The organism is Sphingobacterium sp. BIGb0116, assembly GCF_024808035.1.
Classification (GTDB): Bacteria; Bacteroidota; Bacteroidia; order Sphingobacteriales; family Sphingobacteriaceae; genus Sphingobacterium; species Sphingobacterium paramultivorum.
In genome coordinates this window covers 1,338,866-1,365,559 of the sequence record NZ_JANUDT010000001.1, presented here as the reverse complement: position 1 = coordinate 1,365,559, position 26,694 = coordinate 1,338,866, and the positions used below count along the sequence as shown (strand labels likewise).

General features: G+C 42.4%; 20 protein-coding genes and 1 riboswitch. Of the genes, 9 read left to right on the top strand and 11 right to left on the bottom strand.

The window, feature by feature from the left end; translation table 11 throughout:
- Positions 1 to 47: 47 nt before the first annotated feature.
- Both M2419_RS05740 and M2419_RS05735 read left to right on the top strand, forming a co-directional pair.
- Positions 48 to 3,224 (top strand): TonB-dependent receptor, encoded by a 3,177-nt coding sequence (locus tag M2419_RS05740; protein WP_259254488.1) that lies wholly within the window; start codon positions 48 to 50, stop codon positions 3,222 to 3,224.
- A gap of 5 nt (positions 3,225 to 3,229) precedes the next feature.
- Complete coding sequence (locus M2419_RS05735; RefSeq protein WP_259254487.1) at positions 3,230 to 4,747, top strand: RagB/SusD family nutrient uptake outer membrane protein; 1,518 nt, start codon at positions 3,230 to 3,232, stop codon at positions 4,745 to 4,747.
- 98 nt (positions 4,748 to 4,845) lie between these two features.
- Here M2419_RS05735 and M2419_RS05730 read toward each other — a convergent pair whose 3' ends face one another.
- Positions 4,846 to 5,109, bottom strand: coding sequence for a 5-oxoprolinase (locus M2419_RS05730; RefSeq protein WP_070567048.1), 264 nt, complete (start codon positions 5,107 to 5,109; stop codon positions 4,846 to 4,848).
- 66 nt (positions 5,110 to 5,175) lie between these two features.
- Positions 5,176 to 5,269, bottom strand: a riboswitch (SAM-I-IV-variant riboswitch).
- Between the two features lie 210 nt (positions 5,270 to 5,479).
- Between M2419_RS05730 and M2419_RS05725 the strand changes: the two genes are divergently transcribed.
- The 4 genes from M2419_RS05725 to M2419_RS05710 all read left to right on the top strand — a co-directional run bounded on the left by M2419_RS05725 (position 5,480) and on the right by M2419_RS05710 (position 10,430).
- Positions 5,480 to 6,250 (top strand): DUF3050 domain-containing protein, encoded by a 771-nt coding sequence (locus M2419_RS05725; protein ID WP_153845202.1) that lies wholly within the window; start codon positions 5,480 to 5,482, stop codon positions 6,248 to 6,250.
- A 264-nt stretch (positions 6,251 to 6,514) separates the two neighbouring features.
- Positions 6,515 to 7,792 carry a TolC family protein gene (locus M2419_RS05720; protein ID WP_259254486.1) on the top strand — a complete coding sequence of 426 codons (1,278 nt, stop codon included), beginning with the start codon at positions 6,515 to 6,517 and terminating at the stop codon, positions 7,790 to 7,792.
- Positions 7,792 to 8,853: an HlyD family secretion protein gene (locus tag M2419_RS05715; protein WP_259254485.1), complete on the top strand. Its 1,062-nt coding sequence runs from the start codon at positions 7,792 to 7,794 to the stop codon at positions 8,851 to 8,853. Before M2419_RS05720 ends, M2419_RS05715 begins: the two co-directional genes overlap by 1 nt.
- Positions 8,853 to 10,430 (top strand): hypothetical protein, encoded by a 1,578-nt coding sequence (locus tag M2419_RS05710; RefSeq protein WP_259254484.1) that lies wholly within the window; start codon positions 8,853 to 8,855, stop codon positions 10,428 to 10,430. Before M2419_RS05715 ends, M2419_RS05710 begins: the two co-directional genes overlap by 1 nt.
- Here the strand turns inward: M2419_RS05710 and M2419_RS05705 are convergent.
- The 8 genes from M2419_RS05705 to M2419_RS05670 form a co-directional block, all read right to left on the bottom strand.
- Positions 10,427 to 11,746: a TolC family protein gene (locus M2419_RS05705; RefSeq protein WP_259254483.1), complete on the bottom strand. Its 1,320-nt coding sequence runs from the start codon at positions 11,744 to 11,746 to the stop codon at positions 10,427 to 10,429. The genes M2419_RS05710 and M2419_RS05705 overlap by 4 nt on opposite strands.
- Before the next feature lie 295 nt (positions 11,747 to 12,041).
- On the bottom strand, positions 12,042 to 15,140 hold the full coding sequence (locus tag M2419_RS05700) for an efflux RND transporter permease subunit (protein WP_259254481.1): 3,099 nt from the start codon (positions 15,138 to 15,140) through the stop codon (positions 12,042 to 12,044).
- 35 nt (positions 15,141 to 15,175) lie between these two features.
- On the bottom strand, positions 15,176 to 16,276 hold the full coding sequence (locus tag M2419_RS05695; protein ID WP_259254480.1) for an efflux RND transporter periplasmic adaptor subunit: 1,101 nt from the start codon (positions 16,274 to 16,276) through the stop codon (positions 15,176 to 15,178).
- Between the two features lie 113 nt (positions 16,277 to 16,389).
- Entirely contained in the window at positions 16,390 to 17,766 is a 1,377-nt protein-coding gene (locus tag M2419_RS05690; RefSeq protein WP_259254478.1) for an ATP-binding protein, read from the bottom strand.
- Positions 17,766 to 18,446, bottom strand: a complete 681-nt coding sequence (locus M2419_RS05685) for a response regulator transcription factor (RefSeq protein ID WP_088162592.1) — start codon at positions 18,444 to 18,446, stop codon at positions 17,766 to 17,768. Before M2419_RS05685 ends, M2419_RS05690 begins: the two co-directional genes overlap by 1 nt.
- A 274-nt stretch (positions 18,447 to 18,720) precedes the next feature.
- Positions 18,721 to 19,683 carry a phosphatase PAP2 family protein gene (locus tag M2419_RS05680; RefSeq protein WP_259254476.1) on the bottom strand — a complete coding sequence of 321 codons (963 nt, stop codon included), beginning with the start codon at positions 19,681 to 19,683 and terminating at the stop codon, positions 18,721 to 18,723.
- 49 nt (positions 19,684 to 19,732) lie between these two features.
- A complete protein-coding gene (locus M2419_RS05675) occupies positions 19,733 to 21,019 on the bottom strand; it encodes a HAMP domain-containing sensor histidine kinase (RefSeq protein ID WP_259254475.1) in 1,287 nt (428 codons plus the stop codon).
- Positions 21,020 to 21,028: 9 nt separating this feature from the next.
- Complete coding sequence (locus tag M2419_RS05670) at positions 21,029 to 21,703, bottom strand: response regulator transcription factor (RefSeq protein ID WP_259254474.1); 675 nt, start codon at positions 21,701 to 21,703, stop codon at positions 21,029 to 21,031.
- 166 nt (positions 21,704 to 21,869) lie between these two features.
- Here M2419_RS05670 and M2419_RS05665 point away from each other — a divergent pair, with 166 nt between their 5' ends.
- Positions 21,870 to 22,394 carry a DinB family protein gene (locus tag M2419_RS05665; RefSeq protein ID WP_115050001.1) on the top strand — a complete coding sequence of 175 codons (525 nt, stop codon included), beginning with the start codon at positions 21,870 to 21,872 and terminating at the stop codon, positions 22,392 to 22,394.
- Between the two features lie 124 nt (positions 22,395 to 22,518).
- On the opposite strand, the gene M2419_RS05660 is transcribed toward M2419_RS05665, so the two are convergent.
- A complete protein-coding gene (locus tag M2419_RS05660; RefSeq protein ID WP_201667439.1) occupies positions 22,519 to 23,268 on the bottom strand; it encodes a hypothetical protein in 750 nt (249 codons plus the stop codon).
- Between the two features lie 245 nt (positions 23,269 to 23,513).
- Here M2419_RS05660 and M2419_RS05655 point away from each other — a divergent pair, with 245 nt between their 5' ends.
- Positions 23,514 to 23,861 carry a serine hydrolase gene (locus tag M2419_RS05655; RefSeq protein WP_259254473.1) on the top strand — a complete coding sequence of 116 codons (348 nt, stop codon included), beginning with the start codon at positions 23,514 to 23,516 and terminating at the stop codon, positions 23,859 to 23,861.
- Complete coding sequence (locus M2419_RS05650; protein ID WP_310441195.1) at positions 23,825 to 24,637, top strand: serine hydrolase domain-containing protein; 813 nt, start codon at positions 23,825 to 23,827, stop codon at positions 24,635 to 24,637. Before M2419_RS05655 ends, M2419_RS05650 begins: the two co-directional genes overlap by 37 nt.
- Positions 24,638 to 24,697: 60 nt before the next feature.
- Here M2419_RS05650 and M2419_RS05645 read toward each other — a convergent pair whose 3' ends face one another.
- Positions 24,698 to 26,638, bottom strand: a complete 1,941-nt coding sequence (locus M2419_RS05645) for an oleate hydratase (protein ID WP_259254472.1) — start codon at positions 26,636 to 26,638, stop codon at positions 24,698 to 24,700.
- Between the last annotated feature and the right edge of the window lie 56 nt (positions 26,639 to 26,694).

Below are 26,694 nucleotides of genomic sequence, written 5' to 3'. Positions count from 1 at the left end.
GTCAAAAATTTCAAGATAAAAGCACCTTATAAACAAAAAAAGTAAATATGAAAACAGAAAAGACAAGACAATGGCCTTTGATCAAGGGCCTGTCCTTCGGTCCTGAGGCCAGTATAATGGCACTCTGTCTTTCGATAGCTGTACCCTACACGGGCTCAGCAGCATCACTAAGGACGACAGACCGTCGTTTTGCATCAACAGAAAAAGCCCCTTACAGCGTCCTCGATAGGATAGGTCAACAGCGTACAATAAAAGGAAAAGTGCTGGACAATACAGGGCGCCCGCTACCCGGTGTGACAGTACGGGTCAAAAATACAACGCAGGAAACGCAAACGGATCAGCAGGGTCAATTCGAGCTCAGCCTGACGGGTGGAACTGCCGTACTGACGTTCTCTTCTTTGGGATTTGAAACCCGGGAAATGGCTGTTGCTGCCAATGAAGGAACCGTGAATGTGCAGCTGAACGACGCTTCGTCGAGTTTGGAAGAGGTTGTTGTGGTCGGTTACGGTACGCAAAAGAAAGTAAACCTAACTGGTGCCGTGGCTACAGTGAGTGGCAAAGATATGATCAAAAGGCCCGTTGTCAATACGGCTTCCATGCTGCAGGGGGCAATCCCGGGTGTACAAATCAATCAAGGCTCGGGAGAACCGGGCAATGAAGGCGTATCCATCCGCATTCGTGGTAAGGGCACCTTTAGCGGCGCCGGATCAGATCCCTTGGTGCTCATCGATGGTGTGCAGGGAAAATTCTCCGACGTTAATCCCAATGATATCGAAAATGTCAGCGTGCTGAAAGATGCAGCCTCCGCAGCAATCTACGGCTCGCGCGCAGCCAATGGCGTTATTCTGATCACGACGAAACAAGGGAAATCGGGAAAAACAACCGTTCAGTATGACGGAAATGTTGGTATCTATAAGCCTACGAAAATGTTTGATCTGATCACCAACTCGGCGCAGTATATGGAATTATACAACGAAGCGCGTAAGAATTCCAATCTCAACGATGGCCTATATCCCGCCGATGTGATTGCTGCCTATCGCAACAGCAACGATCCTGTAAAATATCCAAATACGGACTGGCTGGGGCTTATTTTCCAAACTAAACCCACTTATACCCATAATCTCGGTATCCAGGGCGGAAATGAGAAGACAACCTTTAATGTTGGTTTGGGCTACGTCAATCAGGATGGAATGATCAAAGGTTTTAACTATGACCGTTATTCCGCCCGCCTCAATCTGACAACCAAAATCTCGGAAGGTATTAAATTCGGAACAAATATCTTGCTCAAAACAGGACATACCGAATCTATTCCAGGCGGATCCAAAGACCTGTTCCTGTCGGCCATGTCGCAGGCACCAACCTATGGCCCATTTTTGCCGGATGGTAGCGGACGGTACACGTACAAAGCTTACGACTGGGAGTACAACAATAAAAATCCTATGGCCGTATTGGATCGGAAATTCACGTACAATACCGATGACTATGCAGCCAATTTACAGGCTTGGATGGAGGTACAGCTGTTTAAAGGTCTTTCCTGGTATACCAAAGGTGCCTATAATTTCAATATGGACAAGTACAAGGATTATAAATCAACGTTGGATGAATATTACTACCATACGGGCACGCTCGGAACAACACTGGATCTTGGAAAGGGCCTTACGGATCAGGATCAGCAAACGATATATACCAATTTATTTACTTACCTCAACTATGATCGCGCGTTTGGGGCACACCATCTCAAAGCTCAGGCCGGATATAGCATTGAAAAAAGTAAGTATACCTACCTCCAGGGCTTCAGACAGAATTTTGTCGACGATACACTAACAGAATTAAATGCGGGGGGATCGGATATTCAACGGGCAAACGGAACCGCCAACCAATGGGCGCTGATCTCTTATTTCGGCCGATTGAACTATGATTATCAAGGGAAATACCTCTTGGAAGCCAATATGCGCTACGATGGTAGTTCCAAGTTTTACGGTAAAAACCGTTGGGCAGCGTTTCCTTCTTTCTCTGCAGGCTGGCGTGTATCGGAAGAATCTTTTGTTAAGGAATTCGCTTCCGGTTGGCTGGATAATTTGAAGGTCCGTGGATCCTGGGGCCAACTCGGAAATCAGAATACCGGCAACTATCCGTATCAACCCGTATTGGGACTTACCGGAAATTATTCTTTTGATAATAGTACGCTAAATTCAGGTGTCGCTCAACAAGGGTTAAACAACCCGATTATTAAATGGGAAACAACAACGATGACCGATGTGGGATTGGACCTGAGTCTGTTTAAAAATTTAGATATCACTTTTGACTGGTATAAAAAGAGGACGACCGATATTCTAAGACAGTCACAGATTACTGCAATCGTTGGTTTGGGAGCACCTTACGTAAATGATGGAATTGTCGAGAATAAAGGTGTTGAATTGGGAATTACTTATCGTAATCAGATTACTACGGGAGCATTGGAAGGTTTACGCTATCAGCTCGGTGCAAACCTCGATCGTTTCAAAAACAAGCTGGTCAAATTTGGAGAACCTGAAATCGGAGGCTATACGATCAAAAAAAATGGCTATGCAATGGACAGCTTTTATACCTACGAAGTCATTGGCATATTCCAGTCAGAAGCAGAAGTAACAGGTTCGCCTAAGCAGTTTAATGATAATACACTGCCCGGCGATCTGAAGTATCGGGATGTCAATGGGGACGGAAAAATAGATGCCAACGACAGAACAATGATAGCCGGTGTAGATCCAAAGCTGAACTATAGTTTTAATCTAAGTGCAAGTTTTAAGGGCTTTGACTTTTCGGCTCTATTACAAGGAGTATATGGCGTCAAATCCTATGTTTCGGGCTGGGGTGTAACCCCATTTGTACAGGGTAGTCCGCCGACAAAAGACTGGTTAGACCGTTGGACACCTGAAAACCCTTCGACAACGATGCCCCGTATTTATTGGGGTTGGAGTGCTCCGGAGAAATTCAGCCGTGCTTCCAGCTATTTTATACAGGATGCTTCATACTTCAGGTTGAAAAATCTTGTGTTCGGATACACTTTACCTGAAGGGCTGTTGAAAAAATATAAAATTGACCGCCTAAGGGTTTATTTTTCGGGTGATAACCTCCTTACTGCGACCAAATTTAAGGGCTTGGACCCTGAACGCTATGGAAATGGTGATCTGGTACAGTATCCACAAAACAAGATTTATTCATTTGGTGTACAAGTTAACTTTTAAGTGCTATGAAAAAGAAATTTATAACAGCGTTGATGCTATCCGGACTATTTTTGGGTTCCTGTAACAGTGCCTTGGACCTTAATCCTTTGGATCAGATCGCTTCGGACAACTATTTTAGCAAAAAATCGGATTTTGATAATGCATTGGCCGGTGTATACGCGTCATTGCAGAGTGAGGCTTTCTCCTATGGGATGCCTTTCCGGGACTGTCTGACCGACAATGGCTACAATCAGTTCAACTCAGGTAGCGTCAATGAAATCGTAGGTGGGAATTTAAATCCGACCACAGGGGGGTATGAAACCGGAATTTATAACGATGCTTATGTGGGAATAGGACGTGCCAATCGCCTGATCGAGAAGCTTCAGGGCTACAATGGCGCCGATATGAACGATCCAGAGAAGAAAAATATGGAAGCCGAAGGCCGCTTTATCCGTGCTTTTGTGTATTTCCAATTGTACAGTATCTATGGTGAAGTGCCACTTGTACTGACTCCCCTCAGTCTGGAGAATCAACGTCAGCCAAAGGAAACTGCGGAAAATATTCTAAAACAGATTCGGGCCGATCTGGATTTCGGGATCGCCAACTTAGCGGCTAAACCGTATTTCAACAATGGGGGGCATGCGACCGCAAGTTCAGCAAAAGCCTTGAAAGCACGGGTTTTACTGTTTGCGGCTTATGGTGATAAAGGGGTGCCCGATTTAGCAATTCTGAAAGAGGTAAAAGATTTATGCACCGATGTCATGAAAGAGTATACCCTGAGTACGGCTTTTGAAAATGTCTTTCGCGACGCAACACAGAAGAACAATACCGAGATTATCTTTTCGGTCAATTTTCTGGCACCGAATAATACAGCCCCTTGGGACATGTACCTAGGCGATTGGATTGCTGCTTCACCGTTGCAAAACCTCGTGGATACCTATGAATGCAAAGATGGTCTGCCTTTTGGCGAATCACCTTTGACTGACCGAGTCAATCCCTTCAAAGATAGGGATCCGCGCTTGAGCAAAACAATTTTCGTGGATCATCCCGACTTTGGCGGCGGTAAGATCCATACACCGTCCAATCCGCGGCCTACAGGTTATGGGGTGCTGAAATTTTTGGATCCGGCCAACTTACCTTTCGGCTTTTCAACATTGAGCCAACAGGATGCTGTTGTACTGCGGTTTGGAGAGGTGTTATTGATGTATGCCGAAGCACAAAATGAAATCGCCGGACCAGATCAATCGGTTTACGATGCTATGAATACCCTGAGGAGCCGCGTTCAGATGCCCGGGTTCCCTGCCGGTTATAACAAGGAAAAAATGCGCGACCGTATCCGTCACGAAAGAAGGGTTGAACTTGCTTTCGAAGGACTACGGCATTACGACCTGATTCGTTGGCATATCGCAGGCGAAGTACTCAATGCGGTCAAAGACAGTAAAGTGCCCTATCATTTTGAAGACAAATTTTACCGCTGGCCATTACCACAAACAGAAATTGAGAAAAGCGCAGGTGTGTTAATTCAGAATCCAAACTATAAATAATAAGATTATTGCCTTCTTTTAAATCGGCAATTTCCTAAACCAACCACAGCAGCGCGCACGAAGTCCTTTCGATGCGCGCTTTTTTTTGCCGATAACGATTATTGTAAAGGAATCAGGACATTCTGTTCCAAGCGTACAGGAACATGCTTCACTGAGGTAAAACCGTCTTCCTTGGAAATGATGTTGGAAAGATCCAGTCCTCTTTTGGAGAACGTACTGATCAAAGCTGTTCTAAAGGTTGCCTTGGCTGAACCCCAGCCTTGTCCTAAGATGGTGTCATTGTTGAGCTGGATCAGTTCATCTGTTGAATAATAACTGAATTTTTCCAGTAAGTGTTGGTAAAGATTTGTTGTAGTAGCCATACAATTTAAAAATTTAAAGGATTAAACCATAAACTGTATCCAGATCTTGTAGGGAAAATAATCGTTCTGCGACGTTTATTTTGGTCGAAACCCGTATTAATTTACCACCGCGGTGCCTGCACTCGGTTGGTATTGCATCATGCAATTCTGAATACTCTACAAATATAGTAGATTATTTTTTATAATTAAAAATATTTTTGTTTTTAAGGGTAAATGAGCGTTAGCAACGGGAGTAGGGCGGTCAAAAGCGAGGCGCGTTGTTGGCTGTGATTTGGTTATGAAGCGGATAGCTGGGCGAAAAATTTATCATGTTACTGTAATCTCATCGAAAATACTTTTAAAAATAGAGATAAGACAATACTTTTGCGCCATGAATAGAATTGCGGAAATTAACGAATACATTGCTGCCGAACGCGAGGTATTATTGCAACACCCTTTGTATCGTAAGATCAAAACGATCAAGAATCTACGTTCTTTTACAGAAGGGCATGTGTACGCTGTATGGGATTTTATGTCTTTACTAAAAGCTTTACAGATTAAATTGACCTGTACGACTTTACCTTGGTTTGCGAGTGAGCATCCATCAACACGCTATCTAATCAACGAAATTGTATTGGCTGAGGAGTCGGATGAATATATTGATGGCCGCCGTTTGAGCCATTTTGAGATGTATCTGGACGCCATGGATGCCATGGGTGCCGACCTTCATCTGGTCAACAAATTTATTGCTCACGCCAAAAAATCGAGTAACATATTCGATGTCATTGCAACGACCACATTGGACAAGCGGATCAAAGACTTTTTGAATTTTACATTCGAAGTGATTGCTGAGGGCGAGGTGCATAAAATTGCTGCTGCATTTACATTTGGACGCGAAGATCTTATCCCGGGAATGTTTACCTCTATTTTGGAAGAAATTAAAACAAACTTCCCTACAGCCAATCTGGATAGCTTTATCTATTATTTTCAACGTCATATTGATCTTGACGGCGACGAGCATGGGCCTTTGGCGATGCAGATGATCACAGATCTCGGGAAGGACGATGAGGTTAAATGGACAGAAATGAAAGAGATCAGTAAAATTGCGCTACAAAAAAGAATCCAGTTGTGGAATGCAATAGAAGATTCCTTATACGGATAATCTATTATTATACCGTCGAAAAAGGCCTTTCAAATCATGATTTGAAAGGCCTTTTTTATGTGCTGTAAAAAAGGATATTGTAAGGGCTTCTTGGCAGATATTGGTCTTTTTGTTTGAATTGATGAAAAAATGTCTTTTTTCCATAACATATTGGCGTTTGTGAAGAAATCCAAGTTCCAATAAGTGTCTAAGTTTGCTACGCAAAAAAATTACATAGCACACGTGAACTTTTTTCCTCCCTATTGGGCAAAAGGAATACTAACCATGGGATTGTTAGTATTCGCTATTTCGGACACCTTCGCCCTCGATTCTTTGCGCATGTCCCTGAAAGACATGATCGACAAAGCGCTACAGAACAGTAAATACATCGAGCAGTCCTATTTGCAGCTCAAAGAAACTGAGGTGGCAGTACAGCAGCAACGCATGGAGTTGCTGCCCAAAATTTCCGCCAGAGCTTCTGCTAGTTATGCGAGTAATATGCCTGTGTATGACCAGGGGCTTTTAAATAAACCTTCCCAGCATGATATCATTCATTACTTGTACGATAGCGGCCTGGATTTTTATCTGAACCTCTACAATGGGCATCGGGACCTGATGAAAATTGAGTCCAAAAAATTGGAAAATGAGCTGGCCAGAATCGATTGGAAGAATGCCGCAGCGCAGACGAAATTGGAGGTTTGCAATCTTTTTTTGGATTTGGAACTGTCGTATAGTAACCGATCTTTAATCGAGCAGGATATTGCTGATCAACGGGTACAGCTCAAAGAGATTGAACATCTGTATAAGGCGGGCGTGGTATTACACAGTGACGTCCTGCGTATTTCGTTGGAGCTTTCGAAGCGGGAACTGTTGCTCGTGCAGATCGGTCATGATATTCAGGCTGCAAATCAGAAGCTGCAGCTAATTGGCGGTATTACAGCAGAGATTATCCCCTTGACCGAGCCTTTTAAAGTGGAAAGCCCCAGCTATGAAGCGCTTGTTGCCGAAGCGCGAAGCCATGCTTTTTCCCTCCTAAAATCCGAACAGGAAGTGGTTTTGAAGAAGTTGTCGGTCAAACAGGCGCGATCAAATTATCTTCCTGAGTTGGGATTGACCAGTACATTCACCTTTGCCAATCCACAGGTTTTCTTGTATCCCTATAATCCCAGCTGGTATAATCTGAGTATCACAGGACTTAAATTAACCATACCGATCTCGGCTATCTATCTCAATAAAAACGTGGTGCGCGGAGCACAGATCGCATTGGATCGACAAGAGGTAAAGCACCATCATGAAGAGGAGATTCTGGAAAATCAGCTGTTACAGGCCCTGTTGGATTATCAATTGGCTATTAAGCAGCAGGACGTCTGTCAAAACAATAAGGCGTTGGCACAGGAAAATGCACGGATTATAAAAAACAGGTATTTTAAATCATCGGCTTTGATTACGGATCTCTTAGATGCTGATATGCAATACCTAAAAACACTTTTTGATCTTGAAACCGCACATATTGCGATACAGAAACATTATTATTTTATCGAATTTTTGAAGGGTACTATCTAATGAAACCTAAATCACGAAGAACAGTTGTGGAGGCACAACTCACTCGAATTACCAACTGGTTGGCCGGAATTGTCTTGTTGGCCTTGTTGTTATGGGGCGCTCAAGCATTATGGATGCGACTGCGGTATACCTACACAAATGATGCACAGGTAACACAGTATATCAATCCCATTGTTTCCCGGGTAGGCGGATATGTGGTTTCTGTGCATTATCACGATCATCAATTGGTTAAACGGGGGGATACCTTGTTGCTTATAGATAATAAGGAATATAAATATGAGGCTGATCAGGTAGCGGCATCCGTCAATAAGGAAGCTGCGGAGATCAATGTTCTTCATAGTCAAAAGGAAATTCTTCAGGCGGAACATGAATCTTTACGCACCTCAATTGCTGCCGGGGAGGCTCGGGTAACCAAGCAACAGTTGGAATATGATCGATATAATTATTTGTTTCAGGAAAAGTCTGCAACGGCACAGCAACTGGAGGATGTAAAAGCGACGTTGGATGTGTATAAGAGTGAGCTGGCTTCGTTAAAGCATAAATTACAGGCTTCACAGGAACGCGTGAATGATGTGGATATGAAAAAAGGTGTGGTCGATGCCGAACGTGTTCGTTTGACGGCAGCTGTCGGCCGTAAAAGGCTTGATGTTGGGTATACCGTTATTCGCGCACCTTACGATGGTCAGATTGGCAAACGTACGATTGAAAAAGGTCAAATGATAAGTGCTGGCGAAGTTTTGGGCTTTATCGTCAATAGAGAAACCCCAACCTGGGTAACGGCTAATTTTAAGGAAACACAACTCCGTTATTTGCATCTTGGCAATAGGGTTGAGGTGGTTGCTGACGCGTATCCGGATCAAAAATTTTATGGAAAAATTATTTCCATCTCCCCGGCTACAGGATCTGCATTCTCCCTTTTGCCGCCAGATAATGCAACGGGCAACTTTGTGAAGATTGTACAACGCGTACCTGTGCGCATCGAGCTGGATAAGCAAAGGGGAGCCCAACAGCTTCTTTCGGGAATGAATGTGAATGTGTCGGTATCAAAAAAGCAGAAATAGTGAAAGGAATTTTTAAAGAATGGGTACCGGAGTGGCTGATCAAGCTTATCTTGTTTAGCAGTTTGATGCCGAGTATGGTCTTATTTTTCCTGCCAGGTGCAAATACAAATGTCACCGCTGGATTTTACGGTGCCCAACCCAGTGATGTCCAGTTCCTGATCATTTTGTTTTATGCTGGTTTTGTAGGATTCTACGTTTTAGAACGACGCTTTTTTTTATACTTTCCGATCAAGCAGTACTACATTATTTTTAATCTTCTACAGCTCTTGAATTGCTTTTTGATGTACAGCATCACCGATATCAGCTGGGTATATGGCCTGCGCTTTTTCCAAGGGATGTTGTTTGCTTCTGCCGTAAACTTATCGATATCCATGATATTCTCACGGTTGAAAAGCGATCGGGCTAAGGAAGTAAGTTACGCTGTCTTTTTTGGCATGTTACTCTGCAGCTCCCCATTTAATACTTTCGTCACGGCCGAATTTATCGATTCATTCAATTTTGATCAGCTCTATCTATACGGTGCCTTATCATTTGTACCGGGTTTATTGTTGATTATGCTGTCGATGCGCTCTATACGGCATATACGCCCTTACCCTTTGTTTTCATTAGACTGGGCAAGCTGTATTTTCTATAGCCTTGTGATTGTCAGTTTTGGCTATTTAATGGTGTATGGACAAGAAGTTTATTGGTTTAACGATCAGCATATGCTGATCATATTCGGGGTAGGTCTAGCGTTGCTTATTCTTTTTATTGTCCGGCAAGTGGTGCTCAGGCGTGTGTATGTTCATTTGGCGATTTTTAAAAACAGGAACTTTCTCTTGGGCTTATTGATTTTGTATATGATGTATATCGAGCGCTTCTCCTTGACCATCTCAAATCAATATCTCGTACAGGTTATTCAACTCGATCCTATTCATTTGTCCTATATCCAGTGGTTTAATATTGCTGGTATTGTCGCTGGTGTTCTAGGCTCATTGTATTGGATGCTTGGGCAACGTCCCGTAAAATGGATCTGGATTTCGGGCTATTGTTGCTTGCTGCTGTTTCACCAATGGATGTTTTTCTCCTTTGAGGGGCAGGGTAATGATGCGCATTTTTGGATACCCTTAGTTTTACACGGACTCGGAGTAGGGCTTATTATGGTACCCACCATCTTATTTTGCATTACCAGTGTCAGCCCTCAATTGGGGGCTTCTGCGGCTGCGGTCTGTCTTGCTATCCGCTACCTGGGCTACACGAGCAGTATCGGTTTGCAGAATTTTTTCAAATTGTTTGAATCTGCCCAGCACCAACAGGTGTTTCGGGATCAAACGGAAGTGGGCAACCCCTTGTTTCGGGAGTACCTGCAGCAGGAATCCGCCGGCGTTTTAAACCATGGATTACAGTATAAGGAACATACAGCTGCCTTAAAGCTCGTTGCTGAGCGGGTCAAGATCCAATCCTTTGTGCGGTATGCCATGGATTATTATGAGATCATGTCCATGATCAGTATCAGCGTACTTTTGCTGATACTGATTTCGCCTTCCTTGAAAAGTATGTATAAGAAGTTGAGAAAAAACAGAATCTCCCCAGCTTAGATCTTCTGAATATCCCATATCCCGGCTGTGCGTTGGAGTTCAACCAATGCTACGGCATAATTGTAACGGGCTTCATAATAGCTAAGCTGTGTTTCATTGTAGGTCCGTTGAGCATTTAAAACTTCCAGTAGGGATGTTTCTCCTCTTTTATAGCTGTAAACCTTTCCTTCCAAAATTGCTTTTGCTTCCGATAGCATAGCGCTGTCAAATAGCTGTACCTGTTTTTGAGCGGCCTGGTAGGTTAGGAACGCTTGCGTAACTTCGATCTGAATGCGTAGGAGTACATCTTGATAGGCAACCTCGTCCTGATCGATCTTAAATTTTGCGGCTTTAAGATCGCCTGTTTTAAAATTCGAGAACTTTAGCGGAATTGAAATACCTGCATTTATAGCCGTAAACTGAGGCGTTGGGGCAGTCTCATTTCGTGCTTCTCCATTATGAGTGACGCCAAATGAAAGTCCGAGGTCTACTACCCGGTTGGCCTGAGCCAATTGGAGCAGACGCTGTGAAAGCTGTTTGTTTTGCAAGGCAACTTTTAGATCGCTGCGGTCATTTTGGGCTACTCGGACCAGCTCATCTAAGTGGTATGCCCGGTCCAAATGATCGAAAGCATCTGGGGGTACTGCCGTTGTCGTAAGGGAGTTGTCTGCCATAAATAAGGAAAGGTTTACAAGGGCGGATTTCCAGGTTGCTTCTGTTGCCAGCAACGTATTGTGCATATTGGCGGCCTCCAATTTAGATTGGCGGAAATCTATTTCAGGGATGCTCCCCGATTTATAACGGATACTATCCGATGTGGCCAATTGCCTAAGTTGCTGATAGGAATTTTGGTTTATTTTCACCAATAATGCCTGCTGTTTTGCTGTTAAAAATGCAAGTGTAGCGTCGGCACGTAAATTTCGGAAATAATCTGCTAGCAATAAACGGGTTACCTCGGCTTCATCTTTGGCCAGGTTTATCCGGGCTTTTCGTTTAGCCCCCAATTCCAGGGTCCATGCAATTCCTGCATTATAGCCCCGCCCCAGTTGTTTTGTACGTTCACTATTATCAAAAATGCCCATGCTAAATTCAGGGTCAGGAAATACCCTGGCGCTAATAATATTGGCTTCAGCAATGCTGAGGTTGAATTTTTCGGCGGCGTAACCCAGATTATTTTTAGCGACTGTATGTATAAATTTTGAATAATCGAGTTGCTGCCCTGTCGCTTCTGACATACTGCTATTCCTATCCTGAGCGATTGCTGCATGGTGGTATAGCGCGAGTATAAAAAGAAAAAAGGTAAAGTTTTTCTTTGTTAAAATAGATTGTTTGTTCATGATAATCGACTTCTTCTGAATGTTCTGTTTTAGTGATTCTTTTATTAAAGTAGCAGGGCGCCCTTGACACCTGAAATAAGTCGCCCGGGCTATTCGTAAGCTCCTGTCATTTGGATTCCTTGTTTCCTGGCTTGAGCAAACCTTCAGCGGATGTGATTGCTGTGTAGGTTTTGCTGATAGCTTTTCAATGTTCAGGTTGAATCCATTCCATGTTCAGGTTGTATCCATTCCATGTTCAGGTTATATCCATTTGAAACAGCAGAAAGCAAGCTGTTTCGAATGGATGAATTTGTATTTATTCTACGGGGTCTTTTTGTTTGGTGCTGTTACGTTCTAAAAGATAATAGAGTGGGGGAAGCACAAATAGTGTCAGGATAGTCGAAAATAGTAGGCCATAAACGATTACCGTTGCCAAAGGGCGTTGCACATCCGATCCAATCCCTGTCGCTAGTGAAGCCGGAAGCAAACCAAGAATGGCTACCGTAGCGGTCATCAAAACGGGACGAAAACGATTAAAGGCTCCCTGTGTTACCGCTTTATGTAGCGGCAGCCCATTTTTACGTAGTACATTCATCTGTGAAAGCATCAAGACACCGTTTTGTATGGCAACACCGAATAAGGCAATAAAACCGACTGCCGAGGAAACGTTTAGCGTCATCCCGCGAACATGGAGTGCGAGCATACCGCCAAAAAGTGCCAAGGGTACGATGCCCATTAATAGACCGGCTTGCCTAAATGAACCAAATGTGCCATACAATAAGATAAATATAATGGCTAATGTCAATGGGACGATAATGGCAAGACGCGTATAGGCCCGTTGCTGATTTTCAAATTGTCCGCCCCATTTTAACGTAATTTTATGTTGGTCATACGGTATATTTTTGGCAATGGCCTGCTGTGCTTCAGTGAGGAATGCCCCTAGATCGCGACCGCGAACATTTAGACGAACTGTCAACTGTCGGTTGTTACGCTCGCGTGAAATCATACTTTCTCCGGTATTGAGTTTAATAGTGGCCACCTGGGCTAGTGGAATACGGTTTCCATTTTCGGGATACAGCATTAAATTGCCGATTTTTTCGGGCGAATTCCTGTTTTCTTCCTGATATTGACAGGTAATATCATACACTTTGATTCCCTGATAGACCTGTGCTACGGCTTTTCCCCCGATAGCGATCAGGATCAGGTCAGTCACATCAGCGATGTTCAGTCCGTATTGTGCTATTTTATCGCGATCGGCGATAATTTGCAATTGGGGGAGTGGTGGCTCCTGATCAATGGCCAGATCGACAGCTCCCTTCACTTGTTGGAGTGTTGTGATCAGTTCCTCGGCGACCCGTCGGGTTTCTTTTAAATCATCGCCGAATATTTTGACAACGAGCTCACTATGGGCGCCAGCGATTTTATCCATGACCCCGTCGATCATGGGTTGGGAAAAAGCAACATTGAAGCCCGGCATTTTCGCATATTCTGCAGCAAGTTCATTGATCAGGTCTTCCTTGGTTTTCCCCCATTTCCATGTTTTATAAGGTTTTAATCCCACACTAACTTCGAAATGGGAGGGTGTCCAGGCGTCGGTACCATCGTCGTTACGCCCTGCCTGAACCATGACATAGGAGATCTCATCGTGTTTAAGTGTGCGGGCACGTAAGGTATCACTCATTTCTTTTGACTTTTCTACCGTGATGCCTGGGGGAAGCGACACTTGAAGCCAGATCGAACCTTCATCCAACGACGGAAGAAAGTCCTTGCCAACGGAGGCCGTGAGCAAACCTGTGGCAAGCAATACGATTGCCAATGGAATGAAAACTTGTTTGGGAGCCTGCATAACCTTTTCTATCGCCGACTGATAAGCCGCAGTCAATTTTGCCAACCATTTGTTGTGAAAGATTTTTTGGGGTTTGCGATAGATCAAATAGGCCAACCCGGGAATAAGCACAAGAGCGACAGCCAAGGCACCGAAGAGGGCATAACCCACGGTATAGGCCATCGGCGTAAAAAGTTTTTTCTCGACGCGCTCAAATGCGAACAGGGGAAGATAGGCTGTAATAATGATCAGTGTCGCAAAGAATATGGGTTTGGCGACTTCAGCAATTTTCTGCGCAATCGTTTTTTCCTGCAGCAGACCTTCTGGTTCATCTTCCCTTTTTTTAAGAATGGTTTCGAGTATAACGATGGCTCCGTCTACAATAATCCCAAAATCAATTGCCCCTAAGGAAAGCAAGTTGGCGGGAATATGGGTGAAATGCATCAGAATAAAGGCAATCAACAAGGACAATGGAATTGTTATGGCAACCAAGAGTGCGCCACGCCAGCTGCCCAGGAAAATAATAAGGACAAAAATAACCAAGATCATACCTTCGAGAAGGGTTTTGGAAACGGTATGTAGGGTATTGTCGACCAAACTGGTTCTATCGAGCACGACATGTATTTTTACGTCTTCCGGAAGAATCTTTTCGTTTAGTTCCTGTACCGTCGCATTTACACCGGCTAATACATCAGAAGGATTCTCATTTTTTAATAGCAGGACAATACCTTCGATATTGTCCGAATAATTGGCCCCGCGTTTATCCGAATATCCTAAAGCGCCTTTCCGTGCTAGATTTCCAAGTTTGATCTGACCGAGATCACGCATATAGATGCGGTTTCCGTTGGTGGATTTTACGACAATGTTGCCCAAATCATCCAATGTCTTGACCAGACCGATGCCACGGATGACGTACGACTGATCTCCACGGTTCATCACACTGCCGCCGGCATTGGCATTATTGCTTTCGATCTTGGCGACAACTTCAGCAAGCGAAATTTCATATTGATCAAGCTTTTTGGGATCCAGTTCCACTTGGAACTGTGTAGTGATACCACCAAAATTGGTTACATCAGCGACGCCCGAAACCTGTTTGATTTTGGGAATAATAACAAAATTTTGAAGATCCGTCAACTGTCGTAAATCGTGGGTTTTACTTTCAAGAATATAACGGAAGATCTCACCTGTGGGTGAAGTCAGCGGATCCAATCCCGGACTGGCACCATAGGGCAGGGATAAATCAGCTAGACGCTCCTGTATACGGGCTCTCGCCCAATAATCTTCAACACCATCTTTGAAGACAATCGTGACCATGGATAAGCCAAAAGTCGTTTTACTGCGCATTACTTCCATCCCCGGCAATCCATTGATGGCCTGTTCGATCGGGATGGTGATCTGCTGTTCCATTTCTTCGGCGGCGAGTCCCGGCACCTGAGTTACGACCTGTGATGATACGTCAGCGATATCAGGGTATGCCTCAACCGAAAGTTGTCGCCAGGCATAGTAACCGAAAAAGCCGATCAATAGAAAAGATGCGGCGATTACCCATCTCTTTGCAATGATATGGCCAATCAATTGTTTAATATTCATGTGTTTCTATTTTAAAAGTTGAAAGCCTGAGCCCATCACAGGCCGGGTGTTAAATAAAAGGCACCTTCACCAACAATCTGTTCCTGCGGAACCAGGCCTGTTAAAATCTGGATCGCATCACCTTCTGTTACGCCAGTAGTAACAAAGCGCTTGACGAAGGTATTGGACGATGTTTTGACCCAAACAAAACTCTTATCGTTAAATTGAAATACAGCTTTTGCTGGAATGAAAAGTGTCGGAGTCGTTTGCCGTTCGAATTCGGCGTTGACATACATCCCTGGTTTTAAGGCACGATCAGTATTTTCACAGGCAATGAGGACCTCAATATTCCGGCTTGCTTCGTCGACAAATTGGTTGATATGGACAATTTTTCCGGGTATTTTTTTAGCAGGGAGCGCATCTACGCTCACTTCAACACGCGCAAGTTGATCGATTGCCGGCAAGTCCTTTTCTTTGATGTAGGCCGAAACCCATACTTTTGACAATTCGGCAATTCGGAGTAATGCCGGAGCATCTTCTTTCGTGTACTGACCCAGTACAATCGAACTACTTAAAATTTCTCCTTGAATAGGTGAACGAACAAGGAGGGGCTCACCGAGAACGCTATGGGACGGGTTGCTGTCGAATATTTTTAAGGCGGCAGTAGCATTTCCAAGCGCAGCATTGCTCATTGCAAAATTTGTTTCTGCTTCTTCGAGTTCTTTTTTAGTGCCAACACCATGCGCGATCAGATCTTTTTGGCGTTTTAACATATTCTCGGCAAGCATAAATGCTTGTTTGGCGTCAAGGTAAGCCCTTTGTGCCTCAAAATAGTCAGATGAACTAATTGAAAATAAAGGCGTGTTGATGGTAACTTTTTGGCCCAGTTTCACGTGGGATTTGACAATTCGTCCAGCAAAAGGTACCGGAATCTCCACATAGCTGCTGGGAATAATCTTCACTGTAGCAGCTGCATTTAGTTTCAGCGCATGTTGTGCATGGGTCGTCGTAACAAATTTGAGTTTCGATAACAGGGACGTGTTTTCACTGACGGTCACGGTGTCTCCAGCTGCGCTGATGGCCGGAGATTGGTTGGGGCTTTCGTGAGACTGGCTGTTGCAAGCTTGCAGCAACAGCAGCACAGGGATCCAATTCATGTACCTCAAGGATTGGGTCGAATAGTTGATTGTACGGTTAATCATACCGCAAAACTATCCACCTGCTCCCGATAAGCCGGTTAGAGGGGCCTTAGAAAAAAATTAGAATTTTATTAGAATAATGAACGATGGGGGATATCAATGCTAAAAACACTTCCAACGCCTTTTGCCGAGCGGACGCTGATCTCGCCTTGATGGAGAAGCACGATTTTTCGGGTAAGCGATAAACCAATACCATTTCCCTCGCTATAATCTTTGTTGCTTCCACGATAGAATGGTGTGAATATATTGGGTAGATCGACCGGGTCAATGCCTATTCCGTCATCTTTAAATTCCAGCTGAATCCTATTTTCATCCGCTTTGATAGCGATTAGGCATTTTTGATTGGGTGAAAATTTACAGGCATTTTCAATGAGGTTGACAAAGGCGACCTGCAATAGATACTCATTTGCATTGATGGATAAAAGTTTTTCATCTTCAATCGCAGGATCGACAAAAATGTCGAGTTTATAATTTGGACTTGACTGGAGAACCTGCTGACATGCATCAATTAGTATTTCGTCTATACGTAAGGTTTTAAACGCGATTTCAGAACTGTCGTAACTTGCTTTGGCAAAATCAAGTAAGCTATTAAATAACTTCTTCAGTTTCTGTGCATCATTTAGCGTATTGTCGATGACAGTTTTATACTCCGCTATGCTACGGTCCTTATTGGCAGAAATCTCGAGTTCTGCAATCATGGCGGCCAAAGGTGTTCTTAGCTCATGCGAGATATTGGAGACAAAATGCTTTTGGGCATCAAAGGAGTTCTCGAGGCGGTCGAGCATTGCATTGAATGTGCTGGCCAATTCGGAAAGCTCGTCTTTATTTCCGCTACTCGTAAGCCTGGCATCCAAACTTGTTGCAGAAATGGTTTTTACACGTTGTGTCATTTCCAGGATAGGTTGAAAGACCTTTTTCGAAAAGAATATTCCTGCTGCATAGATCAGAAATATAGACAAAATGAAAACCAAAAGAATAGTAGATAACAGACTATTGAGTTTATTGTAGCCGTATTGATCATAGGCTGCGGCTGTGATGATGTAAGTTTTGTCTTTATATGGAAAGGTTATGCCGATGACCTGCCATTTTTCCTGATAAAATCGTATTTCTTTATTTTTGAGAATATCCTGCAGCATGGCTGGTGTCTCTTTGACAAAGTCGATATCTACGGCATCATGATACAAGAGATCAAAACGGGTGTCGTAAATTGCAACCTCGACTTCGTTGAGGATTTTTCGGTTGTTGTGGTAGATATCTTCTAAGGTCTTTTTGTCGACTTTTGCATTCAAAAAAAGGTTTGCTTTGGTGTAAGCTTCTTTTTTCAATAGGGCGTAAAATTCTCTTTCCCGATTCTCCACCGCTGAAAAATATACTGTACAGGCAAATACCAGCAATATGGTGGCTGTAATCAGCGTGAACAATATGGAGATTCGTGTCCTGATTCGCATTAGTCTTGTTTTAGAATAAAGCCCATTCCGGATTTGGTATGGATATATCTGGTCGCAAAATCTTTGTCGATTTTCTTACGTAAATAGTTGATGTAAACATCAATGAAGTTGGTTCCGGTATCAAAATGCGTTTCCCACACTTTTTCAGCAATTTCCATTCTGGAAAGCACACGCTCGGGATTTTGCAATAAATAATGGAGTAACTTGAACTCTTTGGGGGTCAAATGGATTTCGGTATTATTCCTTTTGACGCTTTTGGTATGGAGGTTCATTTCCAGATCCCCATAACGCAAAATTGTTCCCGTGAGTGTATCTTGTTTTTGATATCTTTTGAGCAGGACTCTGATGCGGGCTAGGAGTTCGCGCATTTCAAAAGGTTTGACCAGATAGTCATCCGCTCCGGCGTCAAAACCCTCAATTTTATCGTCTGTAGTTCCTAATGCTGTTAACATGATAATGGGAACATCGGGTTTGATATGACGAATTTCTTTGCAGAGATCCAATCCATCCATCTTAGGGAGTACGATATCGGTTATGATAAGATCAAAGTCGTGTTGTAAGGCCATTTTCTTTCCAGATATGCCGTCGTAGGCAATAGCTGTTTGAAATTCATTTTCATCAAGTCCGCGTTTGATCAATCCTGCGACACGTACGTCATCTTCGACTAGGAGAATCTTCATATAAAGAAAAACGTTAAAAACTTCGATGAATCGAAGTTTATCTATGATACCAAATCATGGGCTATCCATGCATTGTCCCTACAAATGTATCAAACTAAGCTAAATTTACACGGATATGCAAATAAAACTTTCTGGATTTCATCAGGCTGCACATACGGATAAGCTGAAAACCAAACTGATTGCGCAAGTGCTTGCTTGGTAATGGAAGATTATTCGAGATGAAAAATATTTTTGATAATTTCTAGATGCATAGGCTTTGAAAAAATTAGGCTGGTTAAAATTGCTTGACATAACTCAAACCAAATTGCTTGTGCTGATAGAAGGGCATTAGCGTAGCGGAAGTTGTTTTGTTGTCGTTGAATAATAGATGATTGATCCGCGGATGCACCCAATAGGCTAGTTCTGTTGCCAGAATGCCAAATCCAGCCCCGGCAACGATATCGCCCACCCAATGTTTATTATTGATGGCGCGGTAGGTACCTGTAAAAATCGCAAATGGATAGCCCGAAATGCTTAACCAAAAATTGCTGTCATGATATTCATGAAACATAAATTGTGCAGAAGAGAAGGCTGTCGCGGTGTGCCCTGAAGGAAAGGAAAGGTTATTGGAACTATCTGGACGGACTTCTTTGACGATATGTTTCAATGGAAGAACCATGGCTCCTGAGATCAGCTGTGATGTTAAATAAATGACCGTCCTGTCCTTAAAATTGTGTTTGCCCTGCACGCCCAAAGCATTTAGTCCGTATACCATAACTGCAGGGACATATTGACTGTAATTGTCGAGGTTGCTGTGCTTTAACTGATGTTCGCTGATCTCGTCTTTGGTGGATAAATTGAGATTTTTTAAACCATTGATGCTTAAACTCGCCACCCCGAAACCGATAAAGGCTGTCGGTACGATAAAGCTCGTTAAATGTGGTTTGTAAGGCGTTTCATCAATTGCTGTTCGGAAGAAACGGTTTAATTTTGTTTTCTTGCTCGGAGTATGGATTATTGGAGACAGTGCTGTGCTGTCTGTTGACAGTAACAGGCCGCTGGCCGCTATGCCTTCGGTTGGCCTGGTATCCGTCAAGTTTGTACTGAATGCATTATTATTTCGCTCAGGTTGAGCGATGTTTGTCGGCATTTCCCTTGTGATTGTAGTCTGACTTTTGGCCATGCTGACATCCAAAAGAAATAATACACTTATCAGTAGATGACATACAAATAAGTGTGTTGTCTGGTTTTGCTTCATGTGGATCATAAAACAAAACTGTCATCCAAATTAGAATACTTTTGGAATTTTAAAAATGAATGGAAAAAATATGTTGATTATTTTCAAATTGATAATCAACAGTCCAGCCTTGATACCGGGCGATTTCAGTAATAATTGCCAATCCTAAACCGCTGCCTTGGCTGTTTTTCGAGAGTTTGGAAAACCGTTTGAATAAAAGTATTTTATCCAAGGGCATTGAACCGGGGTTATATACCGTTAAAGAAGTTTGATTGAGATGTACAGCAATTGTATCGTTGGCATTGCTGTAACGTATGGCGTTCAGGAGTAGGTTGTTGATCAGGATTTCGGTCAGACTGCTGTTTCCTGTCAGCAGCACCGACGGTTGGATCTCCTGTTGCAGTCGTAGGTGTTTTAGCTCCAGATGTTCTTGCATGACTCCAATACTTTGTGTGACAAGCGAGTCCATACTGATTTTTTCGGAATGATCGAATTGACTATTGTCAATCTTGGCGAGCAGCAGCAGGTTGCGGTTGATTCGCGTGCTACGTGAAAGCGCTTTATGCATATCTTCAAAGAGCTGGTACTGCTCATCGCTTAGATCAGGGTACTGCAATAAGATATCTAACTTATTTTTTAGGATTGCCAAGGGTGTTTGTAATTCATGAGAAGCATTTTCAGTGAATTCCTTTTGTGATCGGTATACGGCCAGGTTTTTTTCAAGAAGCTTGGATAAGGATTGATTAAGCTCATGGAACTCTATGGTATCCGTTTGCTGAAAGTCAACCTGTTGTTGACTATTGAGATTAAATGCCTTCAATTTATCAACGGTATCTCGAAATGGTTTCCAGAGCCTAAGTGATATTTTTCTGGAGATAATAAGTAGACCAATGACCAAGATAACAAAGAAAAACAGTGTTGTAGCGGCGATGGCGGCGATGGTTTCTACAGATTCTTCAATATTTGTTTGTACGGTAAAACGATAAGGCGCACCATTGATCTGAATGATAGATGATAGGCATCTAAATCGGTCAATTGTCTTTGGTTCGACAAAACGCTGCGGTTTTTCGATGGTATACACGCTATCTTGCAATAAATCACCCGGCTTTACTTGATGTATATTGGTTTCAGGTTGTATGCTATTCCATAAAGCGATGCTGGCTTGGAGGCTGTCTTCGGACAGTTTTAAACTGTTCAGCTCGTAGGTTGTTTTCTTGACGATAATTTCGTTATGTTCGTCTAATTCACTTTTCCATATCCCGTCGATTACAAAATAATAAACAGGAATACTGACACCTAGTACGATCAATACATAGAGTAGAAATGGGGTCGTTATTTTGCTCAGTAGGGGTTTCATCTCACTATTTTAATTTTCCCATTTGTAGCCCGTACCGTATACCGTTTTTATATAGGATTGACTTCCGGCGTCCTGTAGTTTCTTTTTTAAATTTTTGACATGAGCATAGACAAAGTCATGGTTATCGAGCATATCAGCAATGTCGCCAGACAAGTGTTCCGCTAAGGTGCTTTTTGAAATCACTTTATTTTTGTTGCCAATAAAAAACATCAGCAGATCGAACTCTTTTTTTGTCAATACAACAGGAAGATCATTGACAATAACAGTTTTTGCAAGTAGATCAATCTGTATTTCATTTTGCACAACAATATTTGAGCTATTGAATTGTTTGCGACGGATCAAGGAATAGATTCGTGCTGTGAGTTCAGATAAATGGAAAGGTTTGGTCAGATAATCGTCGGCCCCCAGTTGTAGTCCATGAATTTTGTCGTCCAATGCATTTTTTGCAGAAATGATGATCACACCGTCCTGCTTTCGCTGCGTCTTCAAATCTTCGAGTAGTTTTAGACCATTTCCATCTGGTAGACCGATGTCCAGTAAGATACAGTCGTACTGATATAACTGAATTTTGTCCAGAGCATCCTGTAAAGTTGGCGCAAATTCGCATAAATACTGTTGCTCGCTAAGGTATGTTGCGATGCTTTTGGCCAGCTCCAATTCGTCTTCTATGATCAAAATCTTCATGTGGTAAAGATAGAATTTCAATTTAGTAGAAATTTAGAATTTATTTCGCAATGATCTATCAATTTTGTTCATTTTTATTTCTTGTCCTACGACAAGTGTAATCGCTATTGAAACGTGTAATTTTGGTATAAATCAGTTATTTAGTATTTAAAAAAATCAAAACGAAATGGATAAACCGAAATCATTAAAATTAGAAATCATCATTCCTGCTTATCGTATGCACAGTCAAATTTTTCTGAACGCGTTGGATGGCGTTTCGGAAGAAGATGCATTAAAACGAATTGATGGACAGACTAACCATATCGTATGGATGGCGGGTAATTTTGTAAATGTGCGTTATGCTATGGCTCATGTTCTTGGCCTTCAGGAAAATGATCCTTACCATGAGCTATTTTTTATGGGAAAGACACTCGATGAAAGTTATCACTATCCCAGTGTGCTGGAATTAAAAGAAAATTTTAAATCGATATCTCCGAAAGTCTATGCTGCTTTGCTGCAAGTGGACGATACGCAGCTGGCTGAACTATTTAAGATTAATATGAATATCCCTTTTATTGAGGAGGACAAGCTAAATTTCATTGGGATGTGTATCGGACGGGAGGATTATCTTGCCGGTCAGATTGCCTTGATGCGAAGGTTGCTGCACTATCCAGGTATGAAATACGATATTGACGAAAAAATCCAGTACTAAAAATAGAGACTCAAGATCGGCCGCTGCTTAAAACGTCCGATCTTGAGTTTTTTAAATATGGACCTAGCCGCATGATCTGTCTGCGCTGAAAAGTCAATACGTTGGTTATACCTAGAAATAAGATTTACTCGCTACCTTTTATCGTCAATATAACACCTGAATATTTCTCGTGGTCTTTACCAATATAAAGCAGATCGACTTTTTTTGTCGCAGCATCCTCGAGCTGTTTTTTCAATAGATTTAAATCCATTTTTTCTGTTTTTTCCTGCCATTCATCGGTCGATTGAGGCTTGAACGAAGCGATGTTCTTCATGTCAAAAAGTGCGGAATTTGTGTCGAGCTGCTTTGAACGATGTATAAAAATAGTGTCACCCACGATTTTATCTATTTTTATCCAACCTGCGGGAAGTCCATCAATGCTGTTACCATCCTGATCGGTAAAAAAAGTAGCACCATAAAGCTGTCCTGCCTTTAGTTGCTTCAAATTATCAATCATCTGACCCACTGCTTTTTCCTGTTGTTGATTTCCCAATTTATTCTTAACGCCATAAATAACTGCCCAGATAAGGATTGCCGCAGTGACAATAAGAAATCCTTTCCATAACTGAAAATAGGGGATACTATATTGACTTTTGAACGCTTTGATCTCTGCTTTTAATTCATCTGAGTAATTCCGTGCGTGAATCAATTTGCCCTGTTCGTCGTAAAGTCTGGAAAGTTTGACAAATCCACCGCCAAAAGGTAGGCCTATAAACCGACGGGCTGGTGTAATAATCTGCAAGGTGAAATTTCGTGGCGCGTTTTCTTTTTTTAAGGTTGCTGTTACCGTTTTTTCTGCTAATACAAAGTCGTAGATACTGAAAATAAAAAACATAGTCTGTCGTGATTTTTTAATGAAGAACTGGGGGAAGGATTCCGGATCAGTTCGACTTCATGAGTAATGAAGCATGAAAGCAAAATTAAAAGAAATAAATAAAAATCCATAAAAAGACCCGGGCATTGCAAGAAAATTTCGATTTTTGAAGGGTACATTTTTCAAAAGCAATAAGATCAAATTGATTTAATACGCTGTGCCTTTCAGGAGGCTGACAATATAAACCGAAATGTGCTGTATAAAATATGATAAACCTAAAACTGAGTTTTATTTTGATCTGTGTAACAAGTGTTGTTATGGGGCAAAAAATGGATAAATCAAAATTGGATAGCACCATTGCAGGCTATTACAAGGACCCGAAAGCGCCGGGGATTAGCTGTGCAGTTAGCCAAAATGGTCGTCTTATTTATCGTTATGCAATTGGGCTTGCAGATTTGAAGGAAAAACGTGCAATCACATCCAGTTCACATTTTCGCCTGGCATCGGTAAGCAAACAGGTGACTGCACAGGCGATATACACCTTAGTGATTCAAAAGCGTTTAAAACTAGATGACCCATTGGCCTTTTTTTTGAAGATCTGCCAATTGCGCTGAAGGATATTACTGTAGCACAGCTTCTGCAACATACATCCGGAATCTGGGACTATGAAGAGCTTATTCCGAAAGAGCGGAAAGATCAGGTATCGGATAAGGATGTGCTGAAGTATATCCGGCAGACTGATCGTTTATATTTCCCTTCGGGGAGTCAATTTCGCTATAGCAATACGGGATATTGTCTTTTATCGCTGATTGTCGAGCAAGTGGCAAAAAAATCCTTTGCTTCATTTGTCAAAAGTCAATTGTTTGAACCCCTAGGTATTAGCAAGGGAATGGTATATGAACCGGGCACGACGGTTGATGAACGAGTCTACGGTTATCATCCGACGGAAGGTTCCTACCTGTTTGCCGATCAGAGTGTGACGAGTGCGACACAGGGGGATGGGGGTGTTTATCTATCTGCCGAGGAATATCATACATGGGCCAATTTTTTGGTAAAAGATCGGTTAATACAGCCGGGACTGGAACAATTGTTCGATCAAATGGCCTACCCGGTAAAGGATGGAATAGCGTATCATTTCGGCTGGTTTATTCAAAAAAATGCAGGACATAAAATCTTGTTTCATTCAGGTGAATCTACCGGGTTTCATCATATCGTATATATCGATGTACAGAAAGACCTTGTGGTTTCACTTTTTAGCAATCGTGATGATTTTATGATCGGTGAAGCCTTTGATGCCATCCTTAAAACAATGGGTATCAGTAAACCGGTATTGAATGGGCAGCATCGCTCAACTTTTGCATGGTTGAACGGAGTATATGCGAATGATTGAAAGAGGGAAGTTAATTTCGTAAAAACATGCGCCACGGAACCATGGCGCATGCTGTGATCCTTATCCTTTAATTCCTTTTAACCAATCTTTGAATTTGGTGATCTGCTCTGTCAAGAAAGATTCATGTTCTTCTTGTTCCTCAGAACCGATAGGTAGGATATGTTCAAAATAAGTGCCTTTTAGCATTTTACGTAGTAAGCCTTCGCCCACAAATGGTTTGTCATCATTTAATGTTTTGGCTGCTTTCAAAAGATGGCGGATGTCATATTGTAGGGGATTGATATCCGGAACCTGCTTGTTTAAGTTCAGCAGTTCGTATACCGCAATACGTGCGGTACGTACCGAGCTTTCCATGGTAAAGACAACGTCATTGTTGGTTTCCACAAACTGACCGATCAAGCCCAGGTTTTTACATCCTTCAGGTACGACTCTCGGACGGTCGCCTTTTGCTCGTGGCATAAACATCGAGGTGATGTAAGGCATGAATGTCGTACGTACAATCGTATTTTTGATAACATCGTCCAGTTGATCAATAATGCCCAAGTGGTGACATAGTTCGGCTAGAATTTCATCTCCCGTACATTGTGGCATTGGCTTTTTGATGTAATTTCCTTCTTTATCCATAAATAAGGCATATACCCATAAGACAAGAACATCATCCGGTTGGCCAGGGAAATGTGGCTGTCTATTACAGGTGAAACTCATCAGCCAATCAGAATCGGTAATGGTAATAATACCGCCAGTAACAGTTTTGCCGGAATAAGGGTCGTTGACGGAATATTCTTTTAGTTTTTCGACTAAAGCCGAAGGTTTACATGTCAGGGTTGCAGACTCCCATGCTGATTTTTCGATGTTACTGCAGAACTTTTCGGGTTTACCGAATATGGTCGATTTGGCAGCAAGATTTTTCCAGAGTTTCCAGCCTGCACTTTGACCGCTGCTGCTATTATCGATACCGATGATCGGTGCATTTTTGTTGTCCCCGTAGAAGGTATCTTCTGTCATTGATCCAGTTGTCACAATGACGAAGTCGTCTTTTCCGATTGGAATTTTTACTTCTTTGCCATCTTGTTCTGTAATTAGGGCCTCTACAACTTTTCCATCTGTATTGCTTTGGATATCCAGGTCTTTGACCAATACATTGAATCGGATGTTTACACCTTTGCTTTGAAGTACTTTACGCAAAGGGGTCACAAAGGTGTCGTATTGATTGTATTTCGGGAATACGAGTGATGAAAGATCATTCAATCCGTCTATCGCATGTAAAAAGCGGTGCATGTACAATTTCAGCTCAAGTAAACTATGCCAGTTTTCGAAAGCGAACATGGTACGCCAGAAGGTCCAGAAATTACTGGATAAAAATGACTCGCTGAAGTAGTCTTCGATGGTTAAGTCATCTAGATCTTCTTTATTTTTGAGGAGCAATCGAATGATGGCCAGCTGATCCAATTTACCCAAGCCAAACTTGCTGAAATCTTTTATCTCACCAAGTTTATGAATAAGCCTTGCTTTGGAGTAGTTGGAGTCGTTGTCATTGATCAAACGGTACTCGTCCAAGACACTGTAGGGGGCAGGCATTTCCAATGCAGGAATGTCCTGAAACATATCCCAAAGATTTTCGTAGGTCATATCCATTTCCCTACCACCGCGGATGACATAGCCGTCGGTTGCATTACCGGCGCCATCTAACGAGCCGCCTTCCACATGGAGCTGTTCAAGGAATGTGATGTTTTCAGCAGGAACATGACCATCACGAATAAAATAGTAGGCTGCAGACATCCCTGCTATACCACTTCCGACGATGTAGATTTTACTGTCTTTATATGATTTTGGTGGAATACCTTTATTGCGTTGATAATTTCCGATCTGATCAGAAAAGGGCATCGATTTTTTCGGTGTGTTACGTTGTTGTTCTTTGCTTGAATCAGGTTCATGATTTACATTTCCATATTCAGCAGATGCATTTAATACTTTGTCGAATTTTGAGGTGATTTCTTTCATGATTCTTATGTTTTTTTAATTCTTGAGTAAAGTTACTAAGATCACCTTAATCATTT